The organism is Achromobacter sp. DMS1, from assembly GCF_001270295.1.
The window spans coordinates 1-2,107 of sequence record NZ_LHSJ01000353.1 but is presented as its reverse complement, the minus strand read 5'-3'; the positions used below and the strand labels follow the sequence as shown (position 1 = coordinate 2,107).

2 protein-coding genes are annotated in these 2,107 nt (G+C 70.3%); one reads left to right on the top strand and one right to left on the bottom strand.

Annotation, left to right across the window (positions count from 1 at the left end; all coding sequences use genetic code 11):
• Positions 1-421 (bottom strand): response regulator (locus AD428_RS24045; RefSeq protein ID WP_152968218.1); only part of this gene is annotated, 421 nt, incomplete at its 3' end.
• 296 nt (positions 422-717) lie between these two features.
• On the opposite strand from AD428_RS24045, the gene AD428_RS24040 reads away from it, so the two are divergent.
• Positions 718-1,848 (top strand): 3-deoxy-7-phosphoheptulonate synthase, encoded by a 1,131-nt coding sequence (locus tag AD428_RS24040; protein ID WP_053246827.1) that lies wholly within the window; start codon positions 718-720, stop codon positions 1,846-1,848.
• Positions 1,849-2,107: the final 259 nt, after the last annotated feature.

Sequence of the window (2,107 nt, the reverse complement as noted above, 5' to 3'; positions counted from 1 at the left end):
CCGCCTCCTGAGACGCCGCCAGGCTTTCGAGCGCCGTCTCCATGGCCGCCTGCAAAACGGCCGCCGACACCGGCATGGGCAGCGCCTGCACCGAGGCGCTGCCCGCTTCCAGCGCAAGCCTCACATGCGATTGCAGCAACTCCTCGCCCAGCCCGCTGGTCCAGATCACCGGCGGCACGCGGCCCATGCCGCGCAGCTCGGTCAGCAGGCTCGCGCTGCCCGCAATGCCGGTCGCGATGTCGCTGATGACGACATCGTGCGGCTGGCGCGCCACCGCCGCAACGGTCGCCGCCGCGTCGCTTGCCGCGATGACGCGCCGGTAGCCCATGGCCGCCAGCATGTTCTGGAATAGCGCAAGCTCCACGGGGTGGTCGTTGAGCACGAGTATCCGCCGGGCAAAGCGCGGTCGCAGTCTAGGCATTCACGGATCCCCTCGATCGGCGATGCCGGTTTGGGCGGCCGCCTGCTGTACTTGATTTCCGCATCCTACGTCAACTCGCCGCCATCCAGCCCCGATTGCGCGCGGGGTTAATGCACATTCGCGCAAACCGCGAGCCGGCGGGCCGCCCACGGGTCCATCCGGATTAACGCCGCCGCCCCCGCGCCGCCGGCTTCCGCGGACGCCCGCTCATCCCGAAAGCCGACTCCGTCCCCCGATGTGTCACGTCCGCAGGTGCGATAATGGCGGTTTTGCGCAGCCACGGCACGGAGCTCCTCTTGACCCGCATCGACGATCCCCTGCACGACCGCGAGGTCGGCGCGGCCGATTCCTCCCCGGACACCACCCGTATCGACGGCACCCGCATCAGCGCGGTGCGCCCGCTCATCTCGCCCGCGCTGCTGCAGGACGAGCTTCCCGTGCCCCGGGAAACGCAGGCGCTGGTGGAACGCAGCCGCGCGGCCATCGCCGACGTGCTGCACGGGCGCGACGACCGGCTGGTGGTCGTGGTGGGCCCCTGTTCCATCCACGACCACGACCAGGCCATGGAATACGCGCGCCTGCTGCGCGGCGCGGCCGACGAGCTTTCCGGCGAACTGCTCGTGGTCATGCGCGTCTACTTCGAGAAGCCTCGCACGACGGTGGGCTGGAAGGGATACATCAACGACCCGCGCCTGGACGGCAGCTTCCGCATCAACGAGGGCCTGCGCCGCGCGCGCGGGCTGCTGCTCGACATCAGCGCGCTGGGCCTGCCCATCGCCACCGAATTCCTCGACCTGCTGAGCCCGCAGTACATCGCCGACCTGATCGCCTGGGGCGCCATCGGCGCGCGCACCACCGAAAGCCCCAGCCACCGCCAGCTCAGTTCCGGCCTGAGCTGCCCGCTCGGCTTCAAGAACGGCACCGACGGCGGCGTGCAGATCGCCGCCGACGCCATGGTGGCCGCCAGCGCCCGCCATGCCTTCATGGGCATGACCAAGATGGGCATGGCCGCCATCTTCGAAACCCGCGGCAACCAGGACACGCACGTCATCCTGCGCGGCGGCAAGCAGGGCCCCAACTACGACGCCGCCAGCATCGACGCCTGCTGCGCGGCGCTGCGCAAGGCCGGCCAGCGCGAGCAGGTCATGGTGGACTGCTCGCACGCCAACTCCAACAAGTCGCACCTGCGCCAGATCGACGTCGCCCAGGACGTGGCGGCGCAGATCGCCGGCGGCGACGCCCGCATCACCGGCGTCATGATCGAGAGCAACCTCGAAGAAGGCCGCCAGGACCTCAAGCCCGGCGAACCGCTGCGTCATGGAGTGTCGATCACCGACGCCTGCCTGGGCTGGACACAGACCCTGCCCGTGCTGCGCGCGCTGGCCGAGGGCGTGCGCCAGCGCCGCCGCGCGGCCCGGCACGCCTGACTTTTCTTCCACGCCAGACCGTCCTTGCCCGGCCCTTGCCGCCGGGGCCCGCCCGTTCGCCCTGCCTCCGGCGCGAACGGCGCGGCCGTCCTGCCCGGAAGGCGCCGGCCGGCGCGAATGCGCGCCGATGCTGCGCCACACCAATGAAACAATTGGTATCATGCATGTCTTGAGCCATCGGACCCGCTCCTGCGGCCCTGGGTCCTTTCCGCCGCGTCCCGCGCGCGGCGCATCCATTTTCAAGCCATGCCACTGTCTG